The organism is Rhizobium sp. SYY.PMSO (genome assembly GCF_046840415.1).
In the GTDB taxonomy this organism is placed as follows: Bacteria; Pseudomonadota; Alphaproteobacteria; order Rhizobiales; family Rhizobiaceae; genus Rhizobium.
On the sequence record NZ_CP177349.1, the window covers coordinates 373,646 to 396,457 of the forward strand.

Here is a 22,812-nt window from a genome sequence, read left to right on the forward strand (position 1 = left end):
AGGCGGGCGGCTCTCAGCGAGAGAAATCAGCGCTTTTGATTGGGAAGTGCCCCGGCACGCTTTTCGGCTTCGAGCGACGTGATCACGTCGGCATAGGGCTCCTGCCGGGCGACGCTCCAGTAGCGCAGCTCATCGAGCGCGATGTGCTTGCCGGTCATGGCGCAGACGACGTAGGAGCCCGGCATCAGGATCTGGAAATCGCCGTCGAGATAGCGAATCTTCGCCTCGCGGTTTCCATGTCCTTCGAAAAGATTCATCTGACGCCGTCCTTGATCACTGCCGTTTGTCTGCCATACCGCGCCGGGCGGGACTTTTCCAGAGAATTTCCGGGAAAAGTGCACGGCGATGTCTGGTCCGGAGCGCGGTCGGACGCTCGGCTTCTTCCGAAGCCGGGCGTTTTTCAGCTGCGTCCGAACAACCGCTCTATGTCCGAGAGCTTCAGCTCTATATAGGTCGGCCTGCCGTGATTGCATTGCCCGGAACCGGGAGTCGCCTCCATCTGACGCAAGAGCGCATTCATCTCTTCGGGACGCAAGCGCCGCCCCGATCGTACCGAGCCGTGGCAGGCCATGGTCGCGGCCACATATTCCAGTTTTGCAGCAAGCCCGGAGGCCGTGTCCCACTCGGCAATCTCGTCGGCCAGTTGCCGGACAAGGCCCTGCGCATCCACTTCGCCGAGCATGGCCGGCGTCTCCCGCACGGCGACCGCCCCGGGCCCGAAGCGCTCGATCGCAAGTCCGAGCTCGCCAAGCTCCTCGGCGAACACCATCAGCCGATCGCAATCCTCTTCGGGCAGATCGACGATCTCGGGGATGAGCAACACCTGCGAGGACAGGCGTTTCGAATGCAACGCCTTGCGCATGGCTTCGAAGACCAGCCGTTCATGTGCGGCGTGCTGATCGACGATCACAAGCCCGTTCTCGGTCTGGGCGACGATATAGTTCTCATGCAGTTGGGCGCGCGCGGCACCCAGCGGAAACCTCGCCGGCTCCTCGGCACGGACCGGTTCCACAGGCGGCGGCGCTTCGGCGCGGGCGGCAGGCTCGGCAAGCCCCTCGAAGGCGGCCTGCGACCTTTCGGCAAATCCGTAACCTGCCGTCGTTGCTTCTCTCTCGTAAGGGCGGGAAGGCGAGGTATCGGCCGTCCATGGAGCGGCCGCCGGCGATGGTCTCCAACCGGGCTGGAAGCCTGAACGCCCGGCGGTGAAGGCGCGCAGCATGCCATCCGCGCCGGTCGTTGCGGCGCGGTCGCCTTCCCGCGCCAGAGCCTCGCGGACGGCGCCGACGATCAGGCCGCGCACAAGACCGGGATCGCGGAAGCGAACGTCGGATTTCGCCGGATGAACGTTGACGTCGACCAGCGCCGGATCGAGCGTCAGCGAAAGCACGGCGACCGGGTAGCGGCCGGCAGGGATGGTTTCGGCGTAGGCGCCGCGGATCGCCGAGAGGATCTGCTTGTCCTGCACCGGCCGGCCGTTGACGAAGGCGTATTGATGGGCGGAATTGCCACGGTTGAAGGTCGGCACGCCGGCAAAGCCGGCAAGGCTCACATCCTCGCGCACGGCGTCGAGCGCGATGGCATTGTCCTTGAATTCGGCGCCGAGCACCTGTGCCATGCGGGCGAGATGATCCTCGCCGGTCGCGGGGAATTCCAGCGTCGAACGGTCGCTGCCCGACAGCACGAAGCGCACCCGCGGGAAGGCGATCGCCATGCGTTTGACGACTTCGGTGATTGCGGCCGCCTCCGCCTTTTCCGTCTTCAGGAATTTCAGGCGCGCCGGCGTGGCAAAGAACAGGTCGCGCACCTCGACGATCGTGCCGGGATTGGCGGCCGCCGGGCGCAGATGCGAGATCTTGCCGCCTGCGACCGCGATCTCGGCGCCGCCGGGCGCGCCCGCTCTGCGGCTTGCAATCGAAAGCTTTGCCACGGAGCCGATGGAGGGCAGCGCTTCGCCGCGAAAGCCGAGGGTGCGGATGTCTTCCAGCGTCTCGGAAATCTTGGAGGTGCAGTGGCGCCGCACCGCGAGCTCAAGGTCGGCCTCATCCATGCCGGAGCCGTTGTCGGTCACGCGCAGCAGCGCCTTGCCGCCGCCCGCAGTGGCGATCTCGATGCGCGTGGCGCCGGCATCCAGCGCGTTTTCGATCAGTTCCTTGGCGGCACTCGCCGGACGTTCGATGACTTCGCCGGCTGCGATCTGGTTGATCAGTGTTTCGGAGAGTTGCTTGATGGCCATGGTGTCATTGTCGTGGATTCGCGACAGCGAGGAAAGAGGAAAGGCGATTTGTGCGCCGTGATCCACCCGTTTCCATCCGAGGCTTTGTTAAGAAATTTAATCAATGTTTAAGGGAATGATGACAGGTTGCAGGCTGAGAAACTTGAAATGACCGCAGGTGGCGCGTTTCGTGCATGCTGACGGCTCTTGACGGCAGGTTGGTGGCCGTCAATTTTCATGAGCCGGGTGCCATCTGCTTCAAGTGCAAGGCCAGCATGCAACTTCCAAAAAATTTGCCCTCGTGGAGCGAATGTCCGCTCTGACGATTTGCCGTGCTGTGAAATTGGTTGAGTGTAGGAATCGGACGAATGACTGCCGGGATTGACAAGGCAGCTTTGGCAATGATGGCTGTTGATGCGCCTTTCGGCGGCAATCTGCAGGCGATGTTCTTCGACGCTTTCTGTGACGGCCTTTCCAGCGCCTTCTTCGCTTACGACAAAAACGATCAGCTGCTGTTTGCCAGCCGCCAGCTTCTGAATTTCTTTCCGATCCAGCCGGAATTCCTGCAGCCGTCGACGCGGTTGCGCGATTTCCTGGGCGCGGTGTTCGATACGGGCGTACGCTATCAGCGCAACCAAAACAGACCGGTTGCCAATCGCGATGACTGGATATCGGAGCGCATCGCCACGCATTGGCGCGAGCGATACGAGACGACGGAGCATTTCAGCGACGAGCGCTGGGTGCGGATCATCAAGCGGCGGCTGTCGTCGGGCATCGGCTTCTGCATCATCTCCGACGTTTCCGAGGTGAAGAAGCGGGAGGAGCAGTGGCGCGTCGACATGGAACGCGTGCAGCTCACCGAGGATATTCTCGACAACCTGCCGTTTCCGGTCTTCGTCAAGGATCAGAACCTGGTCTATGTCGCGGTCAACCGCGCCTTCTGCGACAAGTATCAAACCGCGGCGGATGAGGTGCGCGGCCGCAAGAGCCTCGATCTCTTCTCCACCGATCTCGCCAACCGCTTCCACGAGAGCGACCGGCATGTGATCGAGACGGGCGAAATGTCGATCTCGCGGCAGCGCCAGATCGCCCGCGACGGCGCCGAGCGCGACATCGTCACCCGCAAGCAGCGGATCGGAAAACCCGGCCGCTATTTTCTCGTCTGCACCATGCAGGATCTGCCCAAGGACGGGGCCGATTTCGATGAGTTCGCGCTGGCATCGAACATCCGGGAAAACAGTGACCGATCCTATCGCCGGGCCTATGTTCCCGTGGCCGCGCTGCAGACCATCTCGCGCCGCCCGGCCGCCATGGAAACCTTCGTTCCGGAAAATTTCAACGGCCGCAAAATCCTCGTCGTCACGGCCGATTTCGCAGCCGAAACGGCTGCCCTGAAGATGCTCGAGAAATACGGTTTCGAAGCCTGCGTCGTTCACAACGAGAACGAGGAGGCCGCGTTTCTGGATGTGGCGAGCGCGCATGGCGTCAAGATCGATCTCGTCGTCGTCGACAATCAGCTCGGCAAACGCGGCATAGAGCTCGCCGAGCGGCAGAACCTGACGGCCCTGTCGCTGGACGGCTCGCAGCTCGCCACGGAGCTTGCCTTCGTGATCGCGCGCCATTTCAATCGCAACATTCGCGGCGAGCTCGGCGACTTCATGGAACCGGGGCTGGCGCCGGAATGGCGGCGCGTAACCGGCGAGAACCGCCGTGCGCAGATCCTGGTCGCCGAAGACAATGACATCAATCAGATCGTTTTTTCGCAGATCCTCGAAGGGTTGGGATACAGCTACGTGCTCGCCGCGAGCGGCGATGAGGCCGTGCGGCTGTGGCAGGAATATAGCCCCGAGCTGATCCTGATGGATATTTCGCTGCCGGGCCTGAACGGCTTCGAGGCCGCCAGGCTGATCCGCGCCACGGAGAAGGGAAGCGGAGCCCACACGCCCATCATCGGGGTGCTGCCCCAGGCGTTCGAGCGCGATCGCAGGGAATGCGCGGATGCGGGCATGGACGACATCATCCTGAAGCCGGTCAGCCCCGATATCATCGAGACGGTATTCCAGAAGTACATGCGCAGCGCCTTGAAGGCACATAGCAGATGAGTGCCGCACCGAATATGATCTCCGATGACAAGTTATCGCCGTTTTCGAATGTCCGTCGTCCTGCCATTCTTTGTTAAGACTTCACGGTCATGCTTTTTTCCGGGTGGAGAAAAGGTCGGAACCGAATATGAAATCGGGTGAAATGCTGCCTGGACCCGTCGGCCAGGAGCCGCAGGCAATAGCTTATACCGATCCGCTCACCGGATTGGGCAATCGTCATCGCATGCGCGAGCGAACGCGCGCGCTCGCGCTGGAGCGCGCCGGCGATCCCGCACCGTTCACCATCGGCATCGTCAACCTCGATGCCTTCAAGCCGATCAACGATCTGTTCGGCGTCGAGGCCGGCGACGAGATTCTTTGTCAGGTCGCCCACCGTCTCAAGGCTTGCATTCCGGACGGTGCCATGGTGACGCGCCATGACGGCGACGAGTTTGCCTTCGTCCTGCCCCTGGTCTTCGAACGCGTCGGCGCCGAAAAATTCGGGCAGATGATCCGTGAAGTACTCTCCGCACCCTATGACCTCGGCGACCGCAACGTTCGTCTTTCGGCCTCCTTCGGTTTTGCCATCCACCCGTTCGCGGGAGAAGAGTTCGATGATCTGCTGAAGAATGCCGACACCGCGCTTTACCGCTCCAAGCGTCGCGGCCGCGGTCAGATCACCGTTTATTCCAGGGAGATTGCGCAGGAGATGAAGCGCGCGACGCAGCTCGAGCAGGCGCTTCGCAATGCCATCATCTCCGACGCCATCGACGTGCATTTCCAGCCGATCGTCTCGCTCGCCAACAATATGGTTCTCGGTTTCGAGGCTCTGGCTCGCTGGAACGATCCGGACCTCGGTTTCGTCTCGCCTGCTGTTTTCGTGCCGCTCGCCGAGGAGCGCGGCTTTATCGATGCGCTTTCCGAAACGCTTCTGCGGAAAGCGGCCGAGGCGGCGCTCTCCTGGCCGCGCGAGCTTTTTCTCTCCTTCAACCTGTCGTCGGCGCAGTTGATGGACCCCGGCACCAGCAGCAGCGTCCTTGCCATCCTCACGCGGGTCGGTCTGGACCCGCACCGCCTCGAACTGGAAATCACCGAGACCGCAGTCATGAGTTCGGCCGATACCGCCCATCGCATCATCGCCGATCTGCGCGCTGCGGGAGTACGCATTTCGCTGGATGATTTCGGCACGGGCCAATCCAGCCTCGGGCGCTTGCGCGAGTTCATCTTCGACAAGGTGAAGATCGACCGGGCCTTTGTCTCGCGCATGAATTCGGATCGGGCATCCGAGCATATCATCAAGGCGGTTCTCGCCATGTGCGAAGGGCTTGAGCTGCGCGTCGTGGCGGAAGGCATCGAGGAGCACGCCGAAGCGGCAAAGCTGAAGGCGCTGGGTTGCGCCATGGGGCAGGGATATTATTTCGGCAAGCCTGCGGACGGCGCCGCGACGCTCCGGTATCTGCAGACGCATTATTTCGAACCGAGCGGCGAGCGCGAAATCGCTTAGAGGAATTCAGGTATAGGCGTGCGGGCTTTCTGCGCGAACCGCGCGGGAGAATAAAGCGATATGCGATTCACAGATTCCGGGAAGAACTGACCGCTCCGGACTGAATGGAAAGCAAAGCGGCGGCCGGTAAGGGCCGCCGCTTCCGCATTTTTGTCGAACCGCCGCGTTACTTGTTGGTGGTCGACGACGTCGTCGTGCTGTCGGTGCCAGCCGGCATTGTCGACGTGCCCGCCGAGCTTGCCGCCTTCTCCGAGGCCTGCATCGAAAGCGTCTTGAATTCCGGCGCGGCCTTCAGAGAGTCGGCCGTTTCCGTGGTCGTCAGCTTCACAGTGCCATCCTGGGCATTCTGCGTGGCCGTGATCTTGTCGAAGGGAACGGCGACGTTTTTCTGGCCCATGCCGAGAAAACCGCCGACGCCGACGACCGCTGCGACCACGCCGCCCTGCTTCTGCAGGATCAGGTCGTTGATGCTGCCGATGCTTTCGTTCTGACCGTTATAGACCGACTGGCCCATATAGGTCTTGGCACTGATCTGATCTGCCGACTGAGCGGTCAGATAACCGCCGGCCTGCTCTGTGGTCGTCGTCGCCGCAGGGGCCTGAGCGCTGTTCTGCGGTGTCGAGCTATCCGGCTTTGCAGCATCCGGCGTCGCCGGGGCTGTCTGTGTCAGCGGTGCGTTGCCGGTGCCGCCATTCGACGGCTGCTGTGCCTGTGCGAAGGCCATGGGCGAAAGCACGGAAGCTGTGGCAAAGATTGCGCCTGCAGCGACAGAAGTAAAGAGTTTCCCAGTCATCGTGAACCTACCTTTCATTCTGATGGGCATGCTTTATGAAAAGTGCATGCTTACCAGCGCGAGTGGAACCTTTAGGTGCCGACCTTTATCGTGCCGGTCGTAAAGGCAAATGGCTCACGAAGGTTTTGGTTCCGTCAAAAGTTGTGGCAAGTTGCGTTGCTTGGGTCGAAAATCAGGGAAATATAGCCTGAAAACAGCCGTTTGCCGCCTTTAAAAACAACCTGGAAGATTGTTCGGAACAACGGGAAGGTTCCTGCGGGGCTGCTATCGGCGCGGCTGCATGTCGAGCGATGCCGCATCGGTCGTTGGAGAGAGAACCGCCTTCAACGCTCGTCGGTCGAAGGCGGATTTCAATCACAGCTTGTATGGCGGGTCGAAAACGCCTCTCACCGTCAGGCCGAGCTCCAGCAGCGCGCCGGCCTGGGGCTGCATGGAGCGTGCCTCCTCATCCAGGCCTTCCCACGCGGTCGTCACGGCCAGCCGATCCGCATTCTTGCCGATGAAGGCGGGGCAGGAGGGCTGCATGGCGGGCACGCGATAGCGCTCGATGCGCAGCCCGTCCGGGCTGTACTTGTCGACGAAGCCGGAGCCCCAGCGCGCATTCCAGATGTAGCCGTCCGCGTCGCACACGGAGCCGTCGAGGCCGCCCGGATCTTCCATGCTGTCGACCATGACGATCGGCTCGCCCGTCGGAAGGCCCGTCTCGGGGTCTACGAGCACGCGCATGAGCTGGCTGACGCGCGTATCGGTGAAATAGCCGATGGTGCCATCGGGCGAAAAGCAGATGGAATTCGGAATGCTGATCTGGTCGAAGATCTTGGTCACTTTGCCGCCGGCGACGTGGTAGATCGCGCCCGCCTGCATCTCCGCCCGCTTGCCCATCGTGCCGATCCACAGTGATCCGGACATATGCGTGCGTCCGTCGTTGGAACGGTTTTCAGGCTTGTCGGCTTCGATCGCCGCGTAAAAGCTCAACTCGCCGGTCGCGATGTCGCGCAGGAACAGGCCCTGCTCGGTGGCGATCATCTGCCGCTCCGCATCGACGCGCGCCAGCACGCTTGCCATCATCGGCAGCTCGTGAACCTGCTTCTTGCCTGTGGGAAGATGCAGCTCATGCAATTCCTTGCCGAGGATGTTGAACCACCAGACGGTGTCCGTATCGGGGTCGTAGGTCGGGCCTTCTCCCAGGACGGATGAGGTGTTGCAGAGAATATTGCCCTGAAAATCATGAATATCGGTCATAGATCAGGCTCCTATGGCGGCATCATAGGAATAAATGGTGACTTTGGCGCGTTCGGCAACCTCTGCGGCCGTCATTCCCGGCTTGTAGAGGCTGGTGCCGAGACCGAAAGCGAGGATCCCGGCCTTGGTGTAATCGGCAAAGTTCTTGTCCGAAACGCCGCCGACCGCGGCGATGACGAGTTCGGGCGGCAGCACCGCGCGAATGGCGGTGATGCCAGCGGCGCCGAGCACGCCGGCTGGGAAGAATTTGAGCCCCGTGGCACCGGCACGGGCGGCCTGAAGCGCCTCCGTCGCAGTAAAGACGCCCGGCATCGTCACCATGCCCTTGTCGCGGGCGTGGCTGATGACGGCGGGCTCGACATTCGGCGTTACGAGCAGCTTGCCGCCTGCGCCGTCCAGCCTGTCGACGTCTTCGACCGTCAGCACGGTGCCGGCGCCGATCAGGCAATCGGCAGGCGCCATCCTGGCGGCGATTTCGATGGAGCGGAAAGGCTCCGGCGAGTTCAGCGGAATCTCGATGGCGCTGAAGCCGGTCTCGATCAGCGCGCCGACGATGCCGGCCGTTTCCTCCGGCTTGATGCCGCGAAGAATGGCGATGAGCGGGCGCTTCATGGGCGGAAAGGGGATACGGGTCGTCATCAGTTCTTGCTTTCTTTCTTGAACCAGATCGCTTCGGCCGCTGCGGAAAGCCCGCGACGGACGGCGGCATCGGCGTCAATGGTCTTGTAGTTGAGCGACAGGGTGCGGAACGCATCCTCGTAGAGAGCCTGAAGACGGCCGGAAGCGACAAGCGTGATGGCCGCATTCCGTCCAGCCGAAGCCAGGGCGCCGGCGATTTCGGCTCCGATCAGGGTGCCTGAAATCAGCGCCTGGGCGCCGGCCGCCGTCAGCCCGTTCAGAAGCTGCCCCGAGCGGGCGGTGAACAGCAGATTGGTGACGAGGGCCGGCGTGCCGAACGCCGCCTTGAGGGCGGCTTCGAACGCTTTGGTATCGGCGGGCACGTCGGCCGCCCCGGCAACCGCATGCGACAGGATGCTGTGCTTCGTAATGACGTCGAAAAGCTCGCCGGTCATGAAGGTGGAGAAGCCGGTCACCTGGCCATCGAGCACGCGGACCCATTTCGAATGCGTTCCAGGCATGCAGACGAGTTGCTCGCCCCTCGTATCGGCGGCAATCGCACCGAGCAGTTGCGTCTCCTCGCCGCGCATGACGTCGGGGACTGTCTGGCTGCGTTGCGCCAGACCCGGCAGGATGCGGACGTCGCGCGATTGTCCGGGAACGGACACGGCACCGGTCAGAATGGCGGCGAGCGATGTCGGCGCGTCGATATATCCGGCTTCGACCCAGCCCTGGCGCGCGCCGGCCATGCCGCAGACGATGACGGGGAGGGTGTCGGGCGCCGATACGGCGTCGAGATGGGCCTGCAGGACCTTGGCAAAGCCGGTCTGTGCCGCCGTGGTCATGCCTTCGCCGCTGCGGCGCTCGGCCAGAACGCCGCCGTCTTCGCCGATCAGCCAAAGGCGGAAGCTGCTCGTACCCCAATCTACCGCGACATATGCGGGTTTAGTCATGAGAAATGCTCCAGATTTTTCGTTAGAAAATGCCGCCATCGACGGTGATGGCTTGCCCGGTCATGGCGCCAGAGCAGTCCGACGCCAGGAAAAGCACCGGTCCGACCAGATCGTCGGCGCTCAGCACGCGCTTGAGGCACTGCCGATCGAGCGTCCTGGCCATGCCTTCCTCGGTCAGCCACAGGTCCAGCTGCCGCTGGGTCACGATCATCCCGGGCAGAACGGCGTTGACGCGGACATTCTCGGGGCCGAGGCGTCCGGCAAAGCTCTTGGTCAGCCCGATGATGCCGGACTTGGCGGCCGCGTAGGAGGAAAGCTGCGGCGGGTTCATCTTGAAGGCGATCGAGGAAAAGTTGACGATCGCGCCGCCGCCTGCCGCCCGCATGCCCGGTGCCGCCGCCTGGGAGACGAAGAAGACCTGCTTCAGGTTGATCGCCTGGTTGTTGTCCCAGTATTCCTCGGTCGTGGTGTCGATGTCGTGCCGGTCGTCCCAGGCCGCATTGTTGACGAGGACGCGGATCGCGCCGAGATCGGATTCGACCGCTGCAACCGTGCTTCTGATGGCGCCGACATCGCGCAGGTCGGCGTGATAGAAGACGACGGGATGCGCCGCCTGCGCCGAAAGCCGGGCGGCGAGCGCCTTGCTCGGTTCCTCGGCGACATCGATAAAGGCGACTTTGGCGCCTTGTTTCGCAAAACCTTCGACAAGGCTGGCACCGATGCCGGAGCCGCCGCCGGTGATCAATACCGTTCGATCTTTCAGATCGGGAAACTGCGCTTGCGTCTCAGCCAAGATCTTTCCTCCGGGATCGGCAATAGTTCCATTATTCGGAACAAAATTTGACTATATGGAATTATCGAATTACCCTTTCATCGTGTCAAGGATACGGCGCCTGTGCCAGCGATAAATGAAAGGGTGCGGATCTGAATTCGGAGAATGCAAAGGCGGATAGCCGTCGCGACCGCGAAACCGGAACGCTCGGCAAGCTGGTGGCCCTGCTCGACGTCGTCGCGCTCGCCGATGGCCCCATGCGCTTCACGGATATTCTGTCGCTCGCCGATCAGCCGCGCGGCACGCTGCACCGGCAATTGTCGCACCTCGTCGAGGAGGGGTTGCTGGAGATCGATCGCGACGGGCGTTATCTCATCGGTCTCCGGCTTTTGACGCTTGCCTCGCGCAGCTGGGCGCGCAACGAATTCCGCGCCGTTGCCGAGCCGCATCTGCACCGTCTGCAGGAGGAGACATCCGAAACCGTTCATCTCGGCATCCTGCGCGGCGCGGAGGTCATCTATCTCGACAAGGTGGAGGGCCGGCAGTCGGTGCGTATGTATTCCCAGATCGGCAATGCCTCTCCGGCCTATTGCACGGGCGTCGGCAAGGCCGCCCTTTCGGCGCTCGGCGATCCGGAGCTTGCCGCAAGAATAGCCGCTCTCGAATTTCGCCGCTATACCGAGCATACGCTTCGCAATGCCGCCGAGCTGCTGTCGGATATTTCCGAAATCAGGGCGAGGGGCTATGCGTTCGATCTCGAGGAGCATGAAAGCGGCATATGTTGCGTTGCTGCGCCGATCCGCTCCGACGATGGCCACATGCTGGCCGGCGTCTCCGTCACCGGCCCGGCTTATCGCGTCACGCCGCAGAAGTTGCAGGCATGGGCGCCTCTGACCGTGGCGGCGGCTGATTCGATCATGATGGACATGCGAAACCGCATGGGGCCCAAACGTTGATCCTGTAAATCTAGCGCAGCGTCAGTCTAAACTCGCCGATTTAATGCTGCCACCATCAGACCTTAGCCAAATTACTCGTTTGTCTGGAATTTTACTGTTGAGATATGCGTAAGAACTGCCATTATCTCTAGGTGATTGTTGGGATCGTGGAGGATTTGGCCAGGTGATGGGAAGACATCATAGTAACGGTCATTGATCCAGTCACGGTTTTGGAAAACTTATATTTTAGCCGGCGCCTGATATCGGTGCTGCTACGATAATCGCGAGGGATAAGAAGCGGAAGTTTCAGATTTTTTCCCTCTTTTACATAAAGAAGACTGATGATGGCGGCATTGGTACAGGCGGGGACGCCCCCCCGCGGTGAGGATTTTATCGAGGAAATCGGTAGACTTAAGACGCAGTTCGATGTGTTCCGGTTCATGAAGGTACTGACGGAGTTCTATCGTTGCCGCGCTTTCATGGTGCTCAAACTGCCGCCGGTAACTTCCCCCGAATTGCAGAGCAATTCCGTGATCAACAACTGGCCGGCCGAATTGCTGTCCAACTACGATCAGGAAGGCTTGCTGCCGACCAGCCCTGTGCTGCAGCGTTTGCGCAGCTCCACATTGCCCTTTGTCCATGACATCGCGTTGAGCGCGAATCGCGAGGCGAGCAAGTCGCAGCTTGCCGTCTCCCTGTTCGAGCGTTTTCGCATGACGCGCTTCATCTATCTGCCCACCCATGACGCCTCCGGCCTTCGCGGCGCGGTTTCGCTGGCTGGCGATCGCGATCTTTTTTCCGCCGAGGAAATCAAGGATCTCTTCTATATCGCGGCTCACGTTTTCGATCGGCTTGCCGAAATCCGCAATCTCGATGTGCGCGTCGTCGACGCTCTCACCGACAGGGAGATCGATTGCCTGAATTGGACGGCGGCGGGAAAAACCAGCGCGGAAATAGCTGAAATCCTTGCGCTTTCCGAGCATACGGTCAACCACTACCTCAACCGCGCCACCAAGAAGCTCGATACCGTGAACCGCACCCAGGCCGTTGCCAAGGCTCTGCGCGTCGGATTGATCAAGTAACGAACCTGGGCGGGTTGCCGCTGCCGTCCGGGTATCCGCCACGGTCGTCAGAAATTCGCGACACTCATGGCGATGATCGAGATTCAGGCAGGTCGTGAATGAATTTTGTGCGTTGCGAATGAAATATGCTGAAACCTGCTTCAGCAATTATTCGCCTCCCGGCGGAGGTCTTGCGCCAGATCATTGAATTATCAGGGTATTTTTGGGTCTCCGAAAACTGGCACGCTTCCTGCTTGTCATATGGCAGAGGTCCAGAGGGGACTTTGATAACAGCGCCGATGAAACGAGCGCGGATCAAACGACCGTCGCCGATGCCGCGCCACAGCTTTTCCGGGCAAACGGCATCGGCGGCGGTTGTTGCTTATTTGACACGCTTGTCAGGATCGGAAGCGCCGATGGCACGATTTTCGTGCCCTTGCCCTATTCCTTCCAGACGGGTGCTCTATGTCGGCCGGCAAATACGTCTTTCCGCATGGGAGAGCGTTGCGGCTGGTAGGGTCATAGATGGACCCGGCGGACCTGCCGGCCGCAACGAAGACGTTTTTATCGGCAACGTCCCGAATTTCGTTTGGCGAAGCCCCGCCACTCCACTATCTAAGCCAGAATGATTTCGGGAAGCGCGCGGCCAGGGCCGCGCTCTCGATCAAGACCGTGCAGCGAGGGTGGAATGGCAGACATCACCAAGGAACAGGTGCTGGAAACGTTGAAGACGGTTCGCGGCCCGGACCTGGAGCACAGCATCGTCGAACTCGGCATGGTGTCGGACGTCTTCATTTCCGACGGCAAGGTCTATTTCTCCATCACCGTTCCCGCCGAGCAGGCAAAGGAGCTGGAGCCGATGCGTCTTGCCGCCGAGCGGGTCATCAAGGAGATGCCCGGCGTGAAGGGCGCTCTGGTCGCGCTGACGGCCGACAAGAAGGCCGGCGCTGCCTCGCCCCGGCCGGCGCCGGCACAGGCTGCCCCGCACGGTCATTCCCATCCGCATGCGCCACACCAGCCGCCGCGCGCCGCCAAGATCGGCGTTCCCGGCGTCAAGGCCATCATCGCGGTCGCTTCGGGCAAGGGCGGTGTCGGCAAGTCCACGACGGCGGTCAACCTGGCGCTGGGGCTGCTTGCCAACGGCCTGCGCGTGGGTATTCTGGACGCCGACATCTACGGCCCCTCGATGCCGCGCCTGCTGAAGATTTCCGGCCGACCGACCCAGATCGACGGCCGCATCATCAATCCCATGGAGAATTACGGCCTCAAGGTCATGTCGATGGGTTTCCTCGTCGAGGAGGAGACCGCGATGATCTGGCGCGGGCCGATGGTACAGTCCGCTCTGCTGCAGATGCTGCGGGAGGTCGCCTGGGGCGAACTCGACGTGCTGGTGGTGGATATGCCGCCCGGCACCGGCGACGTGCAGCTCACCATGGCCCAACAGGTGCCGCTTGCCGGCGCGGTCATCGTTTCGACGCCGCAGGACCTGGCGTTGATCGATGCGCGCAAGGGGTTGAACATGTTCCGCAAGGTCGAGGTTCCGGTCCTCGGCATCGTCGAGAACATGAGCTATTTCATCGCTCCCGATACCGGCGCGCGCTATGATATTTTCGGCCACGGCGGCGCCCGCAAGGAAGCCGAGCGCATCGGCGTGCCCTTCCTGGGCGAAGTGCCGCTGACCATGGGTATCCGCGAGACCTCCGATGCCGGAACGCCGCTCGTCGCCGCCGAGCCGAACGGGGTCGTGGCCGGCATATATCGCGAGATCGCGGCCAATGTCTGGAAGCAGGTGGCCGGCTCGCCGCAGCGCGCGGCTCCGTCGATCGTATTCGAGTAATTCACAGAGACATATTTGCTTTCCGCATAGTGACGGATTGTCTTGTCGGCGTCCTGTGCTATGACTTCGCAAGATTAGCCAAACTGCGGTGGAAGCGCGCACTGAAGAGGTTGTGACTTGATTCTTTGCGAGCTTTGCTGCATATGCGCCGCCTGCGTGGAACCGGTCGGTTGTTTCCGATGACCGCTCTCCGCCGAATGGTGGTTTTATTTCGCCCGAGCAGGCGGCTTCGCCGGGCCGGACGAAGGATTGGTACAGCAGCGCAATGGAACGTGAACACGGATTCCCGGCCGGACCGGCGGGATACGACCGGGGTTTTATGAGCTTTTTTCATTGGCCATTGGCGGGATCGCGGCGAGCGCGCGCAAGGCGCCTCGTCCTTGCTGCCGCAGGAGCAAGCAGTTGATAACTGCCTATTGCTCAGACTCGAAGCCGCTTGCGCTTCCCGATCTTTCCGCTGCCGAACGGCTGCCGGAAAATGCCGTCTGGATCGACATGGTCGATCCTTCGCGCGAAGAGGAAGCCAGCATCGAACGCCTGCTTGGGCTTGAGGTTCCGACGCGCGAGGACATGAAGGATATAGAGCCGTCGAGCCGGCTCTATATCGAGAATGGTTCCGTTTTCCTGACTGCCTCGCTCCTGTGGAAGGCCGATACCAGTTTGCCGACCTTGACCGATGTCGCCTTCATCCTGACGGGGCGCCGGCTGGTCACGATCCGCTATGCGCAGCCGAAATCCTTCGCGCTGTTCATCGCGGCTTTGTCGCGCATTCCCCAGGAGCGGCGTACCGGCGTACCGCTTCTTGCCAAGCTTCTCGAAACGATCGTCGACCGCACCGCGGAGGTGCTTGAACAGACGGTCGCGGGTATCGATATATTGTCGGTGCATGTGTTCGGCGATCGCGTGAAGAAGATCCGCCGGCCGGCAAACTATCTGGAAGAAAAGCTCAAGGACATCGCAGGCTATCATCGTACGCTCAGCAAGGTGCGCGACAGCCTGAGTTCGCTATCCCGATTGCTGACCTTCCTTCATGCCATCCCCGCCATGCAGCAGGACCGCGAAGCCAGGGACCTGTGTCGCAATGTCTCGCGGGATGTCCAATCCCTGTCGGAGCACGCGTCGTTCGTCGCGGGAAACATCACTTTCCTGCTCGATGCATCGCTCGGACTGATCAATATCGAGCAGAACGCCATCATCAAGATCTTCTCGATCGCTTCCGTGGTGTTCCTGCCGCCGACGCTCGTGGCGTCCGTCTACGGCATGAATTTCGAGCGTATGCCCGAACTGCATTTTGCCTACGGCTACCCGACGTCGTTGTTGTTGATGGTGGTTTCCGCCATCGTCCCGTTTTTCTTTTTTCGCTGGAAAGGCTGGCTCTGAGAGTCTAGTGATCCTGAATGTCTAACGAAATCCATCATTCTCCCGACGGGAAAATGAACGCTCGTAAGCTCGCCTTCCTCGCCCTTGGATCGATCGGCGTTGTCTATGGCGACATCGGCACGAGCCCGCTCTATGCCTTTCGCGAGGCACTCAAGCCGGTGGCCGCAGATGGCCTGACGCGCGGCGAAGTCATCAGCGTCGTATCGCTGATGTTCTGGACGCTGACGATCATCGTCACCATCAAATATGTCCTTTTTCTGCTTCGGGCCGACAACGACGGCGAAGGCGGCACGCTGTCGCTGCTGGCGCTGTTGATGAAGACGGCAAACGGCCACACGGCCATCCTGATGCTGCTGGGGTTGCTGGGTGCCGCGCTGTTCCTCGGCGACGCCATGATCACGCCGGCGCTTTCGGTTCTCTCCGCCGTCGAAGGTCTGAAGCTCGTCACGCCGACGCTGTCGGATTATATCGTGCCCATATCCGTTGCGATCCTGGCGCTGCTTTTCGCCATCCAGTCGCATGGCACAGGCGCCGTCGCCCGTTTCTTCGGGCCGATCACGGCGCTCTGGTTCATCGTCATGGGCCTTGCAGGCATCATGCATATTTCGGACGATTTCAGCATTCTGGCCGCGCTCAATCCCTGGTATGCGGTCAGCTTCCTCGTGCGCGAAGGCTTCCTCGGCGTCGTCGTGCTGGGTGCCGTGTTCCTGACCGTGACGGGCGCGGAAGCGCTCTATGCCGACCTCGGCCATTTCGGCCGCCGCCCGATCCAATGGGCCTGGTTCGCCCTGGTGTTCCCGTCGCTGGCGTTGAACTATTTCGGCCAGGGTGCGCTGGTGCTGCGCGAGCCGATGGCCATGTCCGATCCCTTCTTCCTGATGTTTCCGCACTGGGCGATCCTGCCGGTGGTCATTCTCGCCACCATGGCGACGATCATCGCTAGCCAGGCGGTCATAACGGGTGCTTTCTCGCTCACCCGCCAGGCCATTCATCTGGGCTTCCTGCCGCGCATGGAAATCCTGTTCACCTCGGAAACCAATACCGGTCAGATCTTCCTGCCGTCGGTCAACACGGTCCTCTTCTTCGGCGTCATCTTCCTGGTGCTGTCTTTCAAGACATCGGATGCGCTGGCGACGGCCTATGGTATTTCGGTGACGGGCGCGATGGTCGTCACCTCGATCATGGCCTTCGAATTCGTCCGCGTCCGCTGGAACTGGACGCTGCCGATGGCGGCCGGGGTGCTGGCGCCGCTGCTGCTGCTGGAATTCGTCTTCCTTGGCGCCAATCTTCTGAAGATCCACGACGGCGGCTACGTTCCCGTGCTGATCGCGACTGCCTTCACCGTCATCATGTGGACCTGGCGGCGCGGCACGGCGATCCTCATGGAAAAGACGAGGCACACCGATATTCCGCTGTCGTCCTTCGTCAGTTCGATCGAGCGCAAGAGCGACCACTCGCCCGCGCATGTGCCGGGCACGGCGATCTTCCTGACGAGCGATCCGGAATCCGCCCCCGCAGCGCTGCTGCATAATCTGAAGCACAACCACGTCCTGCACGACAAGAACGTCATCCTGACGATCCGCACCATCAACAAGCCGCGCGTCGCACAGGAAGACCGTTACTCGGTCGAAAAGGTTTCGGAGCGCTTCTCGCGCGTCGAGCTGCGGTTCGGCTTCATGGAATCGCAGAATGTCTCGCAGGCGCTGGCGACGCTGCGCAAGACGGGCCTGAAGTTCGACATCATGTCGACCTCCTTCTATCTCGGCCGTCGCAAGCTGGTTCCGGATGCCAAGTCCGGCATGCCCCACTGGCAGGACCGGCTCTACATCGCGCTCGCCAACGCCGCGACCGATCCGTCCGATTACTTCCGCCTGCCTGCCAACCGCGTGGTGGAACTGGGCTCGCACGTCATCATTTGAAGCGAATATTATCGTCTTTCATGCGAAGGCCCGGTGGATATCCGCCGGGCCTTCGACTTTTCTGTTGCGCTAGTTACGTGGTGTCCTATTCAATCTAAAGGAGAAGCTGCTTTGCGCTCGGGGGGAGGCGAACACGAATGCTCAAACAGACCTTGGTTATCGTCCGCAACAATTTGCCGTTTTATGCTATATTCATCGCATTTGCGGTCGGCAGCGCGATTTTTGAGGAATATTCAAAGAAGTCGTCGACAACGGGGCCGACTTTGTTTCTGTCGTTTCTGTTGGCAATGAATGTGCAGAACTCCGTCTTGCGAAATCTGAATTTCACGGAGGCCGTAAAAGCAGGAAAGCTCCCGTTCGGCAAATATCTTTTCAGAGCCATTATGCTGGGCTTGCTCACAATAGCGCTTTCGGCACCGCCTTTCCTTTTTCTGTTGCGTTCTGGCGGCTCCGGCAAGTCTTACTTCGTACTTTGGAGCCTCCTGATCTTCATTGCCGCGGTGACCGTTGTTTTTTCTCTGCTCGGTACATGGCTGCCCGCAAGTATCCATGGCACCAAAGCCACGTTTGGGGATGCATTGCGGAGAGGCCTCAGGCGCTTTCCGTCAACGGCGGTTTTGGTGTTTCTGGGTTTTGCCCTCCCGCTTCTGGCCGGGATCATCGCGCTGGTTTTTGCGGGTTCGCTCGATGGGGCAGACCTGATCGTCGATGGTCATCTAAATCTGTCGACCGTCGCTCTCTCCATCGGATCCAACGCCTTGCAATCCATCGGGCTGACTTACATAGCCGTGGTGCTGGCGCGCCGGTATATGGAGGCGGAAAACATCGGGCTCCCGTCGGCGGAATTGGTGAAAGTCTTCACCTGAACAGATGGCCTGCATCCGCTGGGACGCGAGGCAGCCGAAGACCGGGTGGATCGTTCGGCGCCCGGCTTGCCGCGGCGTCACACTCATGAACACAGATCCGCTCGAATTAACCATCCATCAAGGTTAATGAGAGATTATTCAGGCTCCTGGTTTCGAGTGCCGTTTGGAGTCCGGTGTTGTCTCGCTCGCGTTATGTCAGCCGAAAATTGAGGGTCCTGCCCAAGAACTGGATTTCTCCAGCCGTCTTCGGCCTTTGCGCCTGGCTGATCTTCCCGTCGAACGCCGCCTATGGCGATCTTGCCGGCCTGCTTGCGGGGATAGACCGGGAAGGGGCCAACTGGCGCATGGTGATGACCAACTCGCCGGCCGGCTCGACCCATCAGGCGGAACTGGCTTTCGGCGACGCAAGGGCGTCGGCCGCTATCGGGGATGGCGGTCTGGTGCTGCCGGACGGACGGCGGGTGGCATTCCAGTCCGAACGGAAGGGCAGCGATCCGCGCCCGGACGAAGATCGCGTCAACCGGCAGGACAAGAAGGGCCGCGTCGTGGCCGTCACGCCGATGCAGCCGCCGAAGGATTTTTCGGCAGGCTCGGTGCTGCAGCGTGAAAGCATGCTGTTTCGGCCGGAATCCGATACAGGCGAGCGCACGGCATTCCTGAAGCCCAAGCTCGGCGGCAAGGAAATCCAGATTGCAACGGCCTTCTACAAGAAGCAGCCGCCGAAGCCGGATGACGGCATGCCCTCCTACCTGGCAAACCTGGTCACCAACCAGAACGCCGATATTCTGGCCGCGGCCTACGCCTCGCCGGCGCCGGACTACGCGCGGGTGTCGCCCTTCGATTCGATCCTTGCCAGGGATCAGGACGGCGCAGGCCGCTTCGTGCCGCAAATCGGTCCGAAGGACCATGCCTGGGCCGCCAATGTCCTGCCGCCCTCGGTCTTCTCCTCGGATGAACAGCAATGCCTCGCCACCGGCATTTATTTCGAGGCGCGCGGGGAATCGGTGAAGGGGCAGGCGGCCGTCGCCCAGGTCATTCTGAACCGCGTCCGCAATCCTGCCTATCCCAAGACCATCTGCGGGGTCGTCTATCAGAATGAAGACTGGCACAACGCTTGCCAGTTCTCCTTCGCCTGCGACAACGTCAAGGAGAAGGTCAATTCGCCCGAGCACTGGCGCATCGCCCGTCAGGTCGCCATGGCAGTCACCGCCGGCAAGATCTGGCTGCCGGAAGTCGGCTCCGCCACGCATTATCATGCCGTCTATGTGCGGCCGAAATGGGCGGCTGAAATGGTGAAGGTCGGCCGCATAGGGATGCACATCTTTTACAGGACCTATGGCGGCGGCTGGAGCTGAGCCCGGCGGCGAATTGGAGGCGGCCGAAAGTGCGCCGCAGTCGGCAAAAAAGCCGCAGAAAAGCATGGGCTGAAGGGGATTCTTCGGCTCAGTTTTCGACAGATACGGCTCTTTCCGTCTAAGATCATGATTTAATTAGGCTAATTTATGGCTGGACAGATGGCGTCTACGCCTTGACTATGCTTTTTCCTAAAACTATGTTGCGCGCGACTTCAAAACGGGCCGAAAGGTGGTGAAACCTGCTGTTCGTTTACGCGTTGACCGGGGTGTTGGGATGACGCGCAACGAATAAGGGGAGGATGCCACCATGACGGATGATCGCGAAGAAGGTCTGGAACAGCGGCGTGCGCAGCTGGGAGCCGAACTGGCAACCAAGCGCGCCGCGGTGAGAGAGGGTGAACGCGGGGAGGTTCGCGCCGAGGAAAGCCGTAAAGGCTATGCCCAGGCGATGAAGCTTTCCAGTGAATTCATTGCCGCAATCATCGTTGGCGTTGTTCTGGGCTATGTCTTCGACCGTTTTATCGGTACGACGCCGTGGGGCATGATTGTTTTTCTGCTTCTCGGATTCTGTGCCGGCGTGCTGAATGTGCTGCGTTCCGCAGGCAAGGTGGCGACACCCGCGCTTGACGAGCGCAAGACAGATAAGAAATGAGCGGACGCAACGCTGCGGCGTTGTTTCCTGGTGAGAGGCATCCGCTCGGTGGAGCGGGAAAATGAAAGAGAACCAGCGGTGGCAAACGGACCTACCCATCAGTTCCTGATCTTCAAGATTATCCCGATCGACATCGGCGGAATTGATTTTTCGTTCACCAACGCTTCCTTGTTCATGGTCGCCTCCGCAGTGATTTCCGCCGGCTTCCTTTATTTCGCCAGCGCGCCGCGCAGCGTCATTCCGAGCCGCGCCCAGTCGGTCGCCGAAATGGCCTACGAGTTCATCGCCTCGATGCTGAAGGAAGGGGCGGGAACGAAGGGAATGAAGTTCTTCCCGCTGGTCTTCTCGCTCTTCATGTTCGTGCTGACCGCGAACCTGCTCGGCATGGTTCCTTATTTCTATACCGTCACCAGCCAGATCATCGTCACCTTCGCATTGGCGCTGCTGGTCATCCTGACGGTTATTCTCTACGGCTTCATCAAGCACGGTTTCGGCTTCCTCAAGCTTTTCGTGCCGCAGGGCGTCCCCGGCGTGCTTCTGCCGCTGGTGGTGGTGATCGAGATCATCTCCTTCCTGTCGCGCCCGATTTCGCTCTCCGTTCGTCTTTTCGCCAACATGCTGGCCGGCCATATCACGCTCAAGGTGTTCGCGGGCTTCGTCGCCTCGCTCGGAGCCCTCGGCGCGCTCGGCATCGGTGGCGCCATCCTTCCCCTCATCATGACCGTCGCCCTCACCGGTCTCGAGTTCCTTGTCGCCTTCCTCCAGGCTTACGTCTTCGCGGTGCTGACTTGCATGTACCTCAACGACGCAATCCATCCGGGTGGCCACTAAGGATAAAGACATTGGCGTCTAAGGGCGTCAGTCATTCACCGCACAACCATTTCAAAGGAGTTCAACATGGACGCGGAAGCAGCAAAGTTCATCGGCGCAGGTTTGGCTTGCTTTGGTATGGCCGGCACGGCTCTCGGCCTCGGCAATATCTTCGGCAGCTACCTGTCCGGCGCACTGCGCAATCCGTCGGCTGCTGACAGCCAGTTCGGCCGCCTGGTATTCGGCTTCGCCGTTACGGAAGCTCTGGGCATCTTCTCGCTGCTCATCGCTCTCCTCCTGCTCTTCGCTGTCTGATATCAGCGGCGTCATAGATCACGGTTCGCGGTCAGCGAGCCGTGATTCTTTGTATTTGCAGACCACCTGGAGGTGAGCATGTTTGTGACCCCGGCATATGCTGACGAAGCACCGCCGGCCACTGGCGAGGTGCATACGGAAACGGGTGCGCCGAATGAAGGCCATCACGCCGGCGTTTTCCCGCCGTTTGACCATACGACGTATCCGTCACAGCTGCTTTGGCTGGTGATCACCTTCGTCATCTTCTACGTGGCCATGCAGAAGATCGTCATTCCGCGCGTTGGCAGCATCCTGGAAAGCCGGCACGACCGGATCGCCCAGGATATCGAGGAAGCTTCGCGCCTGAAGGCCGAGGCCGACGCCGCCGTCGCCACCTACGAAAGCGAACTGGCCGCCGCGCGCGCCAAGGCGAATTCGATCGGTGCTTCGGCCCGCGATGCCGCCAAGGTCAAGGCCGAGGAAGATCGCAAGACCATCGAGGCAAGCCTTTCGGAAAAGCTCAAGGCTGCGGAAGCCCGCATCGCCGAAATCAAGGAAAAGGCTTTCGGTGATGTCGGTGCGATTGCGGAAGAAACTGCTTCCGCCGTCGTAGAGCAGTTGGTCGGCAATGTCGCCGGCAAGGCCGATGTCGCTTCGGCTGTCGCCGCGGCATCTGCGAAGCGGGAGGGCTGAGTTATGACATTTGGTCTTGACGAAACTTTCTTTGCATTCGTCGCGCTCGTCATCTTCATCGGCCTGATCGTCTACCTGAAGGTTCCGGGCATGATGGCGAAGTCGCTGGACGACCGTGCCGATCAGATCCGCAACGAACTGGCGGAAGCCAAGCGCCTGCGCGAAGAGGCCCAGCACCTGCTGGCCGAGTATCAGCGCAAGCGCAAGGAAGCCGAAGCCGATGCGGCGAACATCGTCGCCGCCGCCGAGCGCGAAGCCGAAATGCTGACGACCGAAGCCAGGAAGAAGACGGAGGAATTCGTCGCCAACCGTACGGCCCTGTCCGAGCAGAAGATCAAGCAGGCTGAAGCCGACGCGATGAAGGCGGTTCGCTCCGCCGCCGTCGATCTGGCGATCGCCGCTGCCGAATCTGTCCTTGCGAAGAAGGCTGACGGGGGTGTCCAATCCGGGCTCTTCAACGATGCCGTCAAGGAAGTGAAGACGCGCCTGAACTAAGCGCGCGGAAGATCGACATTTGGAAGAGCCCCGCTTCGGTGGGGCTTTTTTGTTGGTGAAGAGGCCGCGTCATCGCCGCATCTCGAGGCCGCACCTCCTTCGGCAAGCCCGGCGGCTTTCGCGTCGGGTTAAAGCGGGCGATCGATGCCTTGAAAGAGCTCAAATGAGCAGTCGCGCGAGGAAGCGGGCTCTTATGGCGTGCGAGCGTTGGCTATGGACCGGAGCCTCAAATCACGAGTGCGGGCGATAAGGGGCTTCAACCCATCCAGATCTGCGGTTTGATATCGCCCATCGGTCTTTCGCGGGTTGATCGCCGCCGCAGCAGGCAGCTAAATCATGG

General features: G+C 60.9%; 21 protein-coding genes. 14 read left to right on the plus strand and 7 right to left on the minus strand.

Annotated features, from left to right (window positions below):
* Positions 1 to 26 precede the first annotated feature (26 nt).
* Positions 27 to 257 carry a DUF2093 domain-containing protein gene (locus ACJJVH_RS01800; protein WP_015338954.1) on the minus strand — a complete coding sequence of 77 codons (231 nt, stop codon included), beginning with the start codon at positions 255 to 257 and terminating at the stop codon, positions 27 to 29.
* A gap of 143 nt (positions 258 to 400) precedes the next feature.
* A complete protein-coding gene (gene mutL / locus ACJJVH_RS01805; protein WP_113371695.1) occupies positions 401 to 2,233 on the minus strand; it encodes a DNA mismatch repair endonuclease MutL in 1,833 nt (610 codons plus the stop codon).
* Positions 2,234 to 2,580: 347 nt separating this feature from the next.
* Here mutL and ACJJVH_RS01810 point away from each other — a divergent pair, with 347 nt between their 5' ends.
* Both ACJJVH_RS01810 and ACJJVH_RS01815 read left to right on the plus strand, forming a co-directional pair.
* Positions 2,581 to 4,314 carry a response regulator gene (locus tag ACJJVH_RS01810; protein ID WP_113359745.1) on the plus strand — a complete coding sequence of 578 codons (1,734 nt, stop codon included), beginning with the start codon at positions 2,581 to 2,583 and terminating at the stop codon, positions 4,312 to 4,314.
* A gap of 127 nt (positions 4,315 to 4,441) precedes the next feature.
* A complete protein-coding gene (locus tag ACJJVH_RS01815) occupies positions 4,442 to 5,797 on the plus strand; it encodes an EAL domain-containing protein (RefSeq protein WP_112795500.1) in 1,356 nt (451 codons plus the stop codon).
* A 166-nt stretch (positions 5,798 to 5,963) separates the two neighbouring features.
* Here ACJJVH_RS01815 and ACJJVH_RS01820 read toward each other — a convergent pair whose 3' ends face one another.
* From ACJJVH_RS01820 to ACJJVH_RS01840, 5 genes are all read right to left on the minus strand, one after another.
* Positions 5,964 to 6,590: a PRC-barrel domain-containing protein gene (locus ACJJVH_RS01820; RefSeq protein WP_113359747.1), complete on the minus strand. Its 627-nt coding sequence runs from the start codon at positions 6,588 to 6,590 to the stop codon at positions 5,964 to 5,966.
* 354 nt (positions 6,591 to 6,944) lie between these two features.
* The gene (locus ACJJVH_RS01825; protein WP_112795502.1) at positions 6,945 to 7,832 is read right to left on the minus strand and encodes an SMP-30/gluconolactonase/LRE family protein; all 888 of its coding nucleotides are present in this window, start codon (positions 7,830 to 7,832) and stop codon (positions 6,945 to 6,947) included.
* A 3-nt stretch (positions 7,833 to 7,835) separates the two neighbouring features.
* On the minus strand, positions 7,836 to 8,471 hold the full coding sequence (locus ACJJVH_RS01830; RefSeq protein WP_112795503.1) for a 2-dehydro-3-deoxy-6-phosphogalactonate aldolase: 636 nt from the start codon (positions 8,469 to 8,471) through the stop codon (positions 7,836 to 7,838).
* On the minus strand, positions 8,471 to 9,403 hold the full coding sequence (locus ACJJVH_RS01835) for a 2-dehydro-3-deoxygalactonokinase (protein WP_113359748.1): 933 nt from the start codon (positions 9,401 to 9,403) through the stop codon (positions 8,471 to 8,473). The genes ACJJVH_RS01830 and ACJJVH_RS01835 overlap by 1 nt, the downstream gene beginning before the upstream one ends.
* Before the next feature lie 22 nt (positions 9,404 to 9,425).
* On the minus strand, positions 9,426 to 10,196 hold the full coding sequence (locus tag ACJJVH_RS01840) for an SDR family oxidoreductase (RefSeq protein ID WP_112795505.1): 771 nt from the start codon (positions 10,194 to 10,196) through the stop codon (positions 9,426 to 9,428).
* A gap of 131 nt (positions 10,197 to 10,327) precedes the next feature.
* Here ACJJVH_RS01840 and ACJJVH_RS01845 point away from each other — a divergent pair, with 131 nt between their 5' ends.
* The 12 genes from ACJJVH_RS01845 (at position 10,328) to ACJJVH_RS01900 (ending at position 22,472) form a co-directional block, all read left to right on the plus strand.
* Positions 10,328 to 11,131, plus strand: a complete 804-nt coding sequence (locus ACJJVH_RS01845) for an IclR family transcriptional regulator (protein WP_412065205.1) — start codon at positions 10,328 to 10,330, stop codon at positions 11,129 to 11,131.
* 323 nt (positions 11,132 to 11,454) lie between these two features.
* Positions 11,455 to 12,192 (plus strand): helix-turn-helix transcriptional regulator, encoded by a 738-nt coding sequence (locus tag ACJJVH_RS01850; RefSeq protein ID WP_412065206.1) that lies wholly within the window; start codon positions 11,455 to 11,457, stop codon positions 12,190 to 12,192.
* 667 nt (positions 12,193 to 12,859) lie between these two features.
* Positions 12,860 to 14,008, plus strand: coding sequence for an iron-sulfur cluster carrier protein ApbC (gene apbC / locus ACJJVH_RS01855; protein WP_112795507.1), 1,149 nt, complete (start codon positions 12,860 to 12,862; stop codon positions 14,006 to 14,008).
* Positions 14,009 to 14,410: 402 nt separating this feature from the next.
* Positions 14,411 to 15,388: a magnesium transporter CorA family protein gene (locus tag ACJJVH_RS01860; protein ID WP_113359754.1), complete on the plus strand. Its 978-nt coding sequence runs from the start codon at positions 14,411 to 14,413 to the stop codon at positions 15,386 to 15,388.
* A gap of 53 nt (positions 15,389 to 15,441) precedes the next feature.
* The gene (locus ACJJVH_RS01865) at positions 15,442 to 17,307 is read left to right on the plus strand and encodes a potassium transporter Kup (protein WP_412064613.1); all 1,866 of its coding nucleotides are present in this window, start codon (positions 15,442 to 15,444) and stop codon (positions 17,305 to 17,307) included.
* Positions 17,308 to 17,444: 137 nt separating this feature from the next.
* A complete protein-coding gene (locus ACJJVH_RS01870; protein ID WP_113359756.1) occupies positions 17,445 to 18,173 on the plus strand; it encodes a hypothetical protein in 729 nt (242 codons plus the stop codon).
* A 176-nt stretch (positions 18,174 to 18,349) separates the two neighbouring features.
* Entirely contained in the window at positions 18,350 to 19,528 is a 1,179-nt protein-coding gene (locus ACJJVH_RS01875) for a cell wall hydrolase (protein ID WP_113371676.1), read from the plus strand.
* A 307-nt stretch (positions 19,529 to 19,835) separates the two neighbouring features.
* On the plus strand, positions 19,836 to 20,180 hold the full coding sequence (locus ACJJVH_RS01880; RefSeq protein ID WP_112795512.1) for an AtpZ/AtpI family protein: 345 nt from the start codon (positions 19,836 to 19,838) through the stop codon (positions 20,178 to 20,180).
* Positions 20,181 to 20,258: 78 nt separating this feature from the next.
* Positions 20,259 to 21,011: a F0F1 ATP synthase subunit A gene (locus ACJJVH_RS01885; RefSeq protein WP_112795513.1), complete on the plus strand. Its 753-nt coding sequence runs from the start codon at positions 20,259 to 20,261 to the stop codon at positions 21,009 to 21,011.
* Between the two features lie 66 nt (positions 21,012 to 21,077).
* Positions 21,078 to 21,305 carry a F0F1 ATP synthase subunit C gene (locus ACJJVH_RS01890; protein WP_004109844.1) on the plus strand — a complete coding sequence of 76 codons (228 nt, stop codon included), beginning with the start codon at positions 21,078 to 21,080 and terminating at the stop codon, positions 21,303 to 21,305.
* 78 nt (positions 21,306 to 21,383) lie between these two features.
* Positions 21,384 to 21,977 (plus strand): F0F1 ATP synthase subunit B, encoded by a 594-nt coding sequence (locus tag ACJJVH_RS01895; protein ID WP_112795514.1) that lies wholly within the window; start codon positions 21,384 to 21,386, stop codon positions 21,975 to 21,977.
* Positions 21,978 to 21,980: 3 nt separating this feature from the next.
* Positions 21,981 to 22,472: a F0F1 ATP synthase subunit B gene (locus tag ACJJVH_RS01900; protein ID WP_112795515.1), complete on the plus strand. Its 492-nt coding sequence runs from the start codon at positions 21,981 to 21,983 to the stop codon at positions 22,470 to 22,472.
* Positions 22,473 to 22,812 lie beyond the last annotated feature (340 nt).

Coding starts and splice junctions, on each gene's coding strand:
- ACJJVH_RS01800 (WP_015338954.1), bottom strand. CDS start 257: ATGAATCTTTTCGAAGGACATGGAAACCGCGAGGCGAAGATTCGCTAT.
- mutL (WP_113371695.1), bottom strand. CDS start 2,233: ATGGCCATCAAGCAACTCTCCGAAACACTGATCAACCAGATCGCAGCC.
- ACJJVH_RS01810 (WP_113359745.1), top strand. CDS start 2,581: ATGACTGCCGGGATTGACAAGGCAGCTTTGGCAATGATGGCTGTTGAT.
- ACJJVH_RS01815 (WP_112795500.1), top strand. CDS start 4,442: ATGAAATCGGGTGAAATGCTGCCTGGACCCGTCGGCCAGGAGCCGCAG.
- ACJJVH_RS01820 (WP_113359747.1), bottom strand. CDS start 6,590: ATGACTGGGAAACTCTTTACTTCTGTCGCTGCAGGCGCAATCTTTGCC.
- ACJJVH_RS01825 (WP_112795502.1), bottom strand. CDS start 7,832: ATGACCGATATTCATGATTTTCAGGGCAATATTCTCTGCAACACCTCA.
- ACJJVH_RS01830 (WP_112795503.1), bottom strand. CDS start 8,471: ATGACGACCCGTATCCCCTTTCCGCCCATGAAGCGCCCGCTCATCGCC.
- ACJJVH_RS01835 (WP_113359748.1), bottom strand. CDS start 9,403: ATGACTAAACCCGCATATGTCGCGGTAGATTGGGGTACGAGCAGCTTC.
- ACJJVH_RS01850 (WP_412065206.1), top strand. CDS start 11,455: ATGGCGGCATTGGTACAGGCGGGGACGCCCCCCCGCGGTGAGGATTTT.
- apbC (WP_112795507.1), top strand. CDS start 12,860: ATGGCAGACATCACCAAGGAACAGGTGCTGGAAACGTTGAAGACGGTT.
- ACJJVH_RS01865 (WP_412064613.1), top strand. CDS start 15,442: ATGAACGCTCGTAAGCTCGCCTTCCTCGCCCTTGGATCGATCGGCGTT.
- ACJJVH_RS01870 (WP_113359756.1), top strand. CDS start 17,445: ATGCTCAAACAGACCTTGGTTATCGTCCGCAACAATTTGCCGTTTTAT.
- ACJJVH_RS01880 (WP_112795512.1), top strand. CDS start 19,836: ATGACGGATGATCGCGAAGAAGGTCTGGAACAGCGGCGTGCGCAGCTG.
- ACJJVH_RS01890 (WP_004109844.1), top strand. CDS start 21,078: ATGGACGCGGAAGCAGCAAAGTTCATCGGCGCAGGTTTGGCTTGCTTT.
- ACJJVH_RS01895 (WP_112795514.1), top strand. CDS start 21,384: ATGTTTGTGACCCCGGCATATGCTGACGAAGCACCGCCGGCCACTGGC.
- ACJJVH_RS01900 (WP_112795515.1), top strand. CDS start 21,981: ATGACATTTGGTCTTGACGAAACTTTCTTTGCATTCGTCGCGCTCGTC.